The sequence below is a fragment of the Oribacterium sinus genome, from assembly GCF_963537195.1.
Classification (GTDB): Bacteria; Bacillota; Clostridia; order Lachnospirales; family Lachnospiraceae; genus Oribacterium; species Oribacterium sinus_A.
In genome coordinates this window covers 1-2,516 of the sequence record NZ_CAUTEG010000165.1, presented here as the reverse complement: position 1 = coordinate 2,516, position 2,516 = coordinate 1, and the positions used below count along the sequence as shown (strand labels likewise).

Sequence of the window (2,516 nt, the reverse complement as noted above, 5' to 3'; positions counted from 1 at the left end):
TTCATCTGATGGAAGGGTTACTGGAGCTATGAGTAAATTTACCGTCTTTACCCTGTTTCCGGAACAGATTGAAAATGCCCTATCTCATTCCATTATGAAAAGAGCCATGGAAGATGAGAAGCTATCCTTAAATTGTGTAAATATCCGTGATTTTACAGAGGATCCCCACGGCCATGTGGATGATGCTCCCTTCGGGGGAGGGGCTGGAATGTTAATGCAGGTTCAGCCCATTGTTTCCGCCTTTGAGGACTTGGTGCAAAGAGAGGGAAGACCGGATAGAGTGATTTACTGCTCCCCCAGGGGAAAGGTATTTCAGCAAAGTATGGCCATGGAATTGGCCAAAGAGGAGCATATTCTCTTTCTTTGCGGGCATTACGAAGGTATAGATCAAAGAGCCTTGGATATTCTGGAGGTAGAAGAGGTTTCCATCGGAGACTATGTGCTTACGGGAGGAGAGCTTCCGGCAGTGATTATGATTGATGCCATAGCCCGCTTACAGGATGGGGTTTTAAACAAAAAGGAAAGCTTCGAAGAGGAAAGCTTTTCCCAGGGGCTTTTAGAATATCCCCAATATACCCGCCCCAGAAGCTTCCAGGATAGAGAGGTTCCCGAAATTCTTCTTTCCGGAGATCATAAAAAAATCCGGCAGTGGAGGTGGGAAGAGAGCCTTAGAGTTACTAAGGAACAAAGACCTGAGTTATATGAGAAATATAAAGAGGAAAATCCGGAGCTTTTTATCGAAAAAAAGAAGCGGAAGAGATCAAAAATCAAAGTAGAGTAGAGGAAAAAGCAAAGCGGATTAGAGAAAAAATAAAGCAAGGTCAAGGATTTTGCTTGCAATTCCAGCTGCTTTGTGGTAATTTATTAGGGCTGTTTTGTAATAGGACAAAACGAAAACCGTATAATATGTTCCGCTGACGCAAGACGTGTATGAACATGGAATCATTATGGAGGACAAAGAAATGTCAAATTATGAAATCATTAAGGGAATTGAAGATGCTCAGCTGAGAAAAGAAGCATTGGCAGACTTCAACACAGGAGATACCGTAAAGGTATACAACAAGATTAAAGAGGGTAACAGAGAGAGAACTCAGGTTTTCGAGGGAACTGTTCTGAAGATTCAGGGTGGATCCAACAGAGAAACCTTTACTATTCGTAAGACATCTAACGGTGTAGGCGTAGAGAAGACTTGGCCAATCCACAGCCCGTTCGTAGAGAAGATTGAAGTGGTTCGTAGAGGTAAAGTAAGAAGAGCTAAGTTGAACTACCTTCGTGACCGTGTTGGTAAGGCTGCTAAGGTTAAGGCTGCAAAATAAGAGTAAAAGCGGTGTTCCTCAGGGGACACCTTTTTTAATATTTGTGCTATTCTTATAGGAGTGAAAATTGCCGCATTTCCATAAGGAAGGAGTAGATAGGAGCCCCATGAAAGAACAAGCAATACTGCAAAAATGGATTCGAAATCTTGTGGATTTTATTGTCATCCTTTCTCTGGCCTGGTTTGTGGTGCACAGCTTTTTCTCCTTGGCCAGAGTATCCGGCCACAGCATGGAGCCCTCCCTTTCTGCAGGAGATACGGTATTGGTGGATGAATTTTTCTACCAGTTTAAAAAGCCTAAACGCTATGATGTGGTGCTATTTCAAAAAAAGGATAAGTCCAACAATATAAAACGTATCATCGGACTGCCCGGAGAAACCGTGATAATCCAAAACGGTCGTGTGTATATCAACGGCACTCTTTTGGAAACAGACAAGCTTTCTCCCATTGTCCTTGAGGGAGTAGCCAAGAATCCGGTGGAGCTGGGGAAAAATGAATATTTTCTTTTGGGAGATAACACGGACTCTTCGGAGGACAGTCGTTTTCAAAATATGGGAAATGTACAGGAGAGCCAGATTGTAGGCAGGGTTTGGTTCAGGATTTTTCCTTTTCGGAAAATATCTTTGATTGGCTAAGGAGGAAAAATGAAGATACAGTGGTATCCCGGTCATATGGCAAAGGCTAAGCGGAAAATGAAAGAGGATTTGCCTTTATGTGATGTAATCGTTGAGGTTATTGACAGCCGTTGTCCCAATTCTTCCAGAAATCCGGAAATCGACCAGCTGGCTAAGGATAAAATCAGAATTTTATTGTTTAATAAGCTGGACTTGGCGGATGACGAGCGTAGCAAGCTCTTTATGGAGGACTTTCATAGAAGGGGCTTCTTTACTTTGGGGATTGATGCCAGAAACAGAGCCAGTGTAAAACGGGTAAATAAATTGATTCAAGAAGCTTCACAACCCCTTTATGAAAAGAACAGAAAAAAAGGTATTTCCTCTCAGATGGTGAGAGCTATGGTGCTGGGAATTCCCAATGTAGGAAAATCCACTTTTATCAATGCCTTTGTAGGTCGGTCTACTGCAAAAACCGGGAATAAGCCCGGAGTTACCAGAGGAAACCAATGGATTAAGCTGGATAAAAATGTACAGCTATTGGATACGCCCGGAATTTCCCTGTCAAACTTCGGCCAGGTAATTCCGGG

The 2,516-nt window shown here is 42.8% G+C and carries 4 protein-coding genes; all 4 read left to right on the top strand.

Features of this window, described 5'->3' with window-relative positions:
* Positions 1-28: 28 nt before the first annotated feature.
* A complete protein-coding gene (gene trmD / locus RYL27_RS11415; protein WP_314967233.1) occupies positions 29-781 on the top strand; it encodes a tRNA (guanosine(37)-N1)-methyltransferase TrmD in 753 nt (250 codons plus the stop codon).
* Positions 782-962: 181 nt separating this feature from the next.
* Positions 963-1,316 carry a 50S ribosomal protein L19 gene (gene rplS, locus RYL27_RS11410; protein WP_040648518.1) on the top strand — a complete coding sequence of 118 codons (354 nt, stop codon included), beginning with the start codon at positions 963-965 and terminating at the stop codon, positions 1,314-1,316.
* A 106-nt stretch (positions 1,317-1,422) separates the two neighbouring features.
* Positions 1,423-1,950, top strand: coding sequence for a signal peptidase I (lepB, locus tag RYL27_RS11405; RefSeq protein ID WP_314967232.1), 528 nt, complete (start codon positions 1,423-1,425; stop codon positions 1,948-1,950).
* Positions 1,951-1,959: 9 nt separating this feature from the next.
* A partial coding sequence (ylqF, locus tag RYL27_RS11400; protein ID WP_314967231.1) for a ribosome biogenesis GTPase YlqF occupies positions 1,960-2,516 on the top strand: 557 nt, incomplete at its 3' end.

Coding starts and splice junctions, on each gene's coding strand:
- trmD (WP_314967233.1), top strand. CDS start 29: ATGAGTAAATTTACCGTCTTTACCCTGTTTCCGGAACAGATTGAAAAT.
- rplS (WP_040648518.1), top strand. CDS start 963: ATGTCAAATTATGAAATCATTAAGGGAATTGAAGATGCTCAGCTGAGA.
- lepB (WP_314967232.1), top strand. CDS start 1,423: ATGAAAGAACAAGCAATACTGCAAAAATGGATTCGAAATCTTGTGGAT.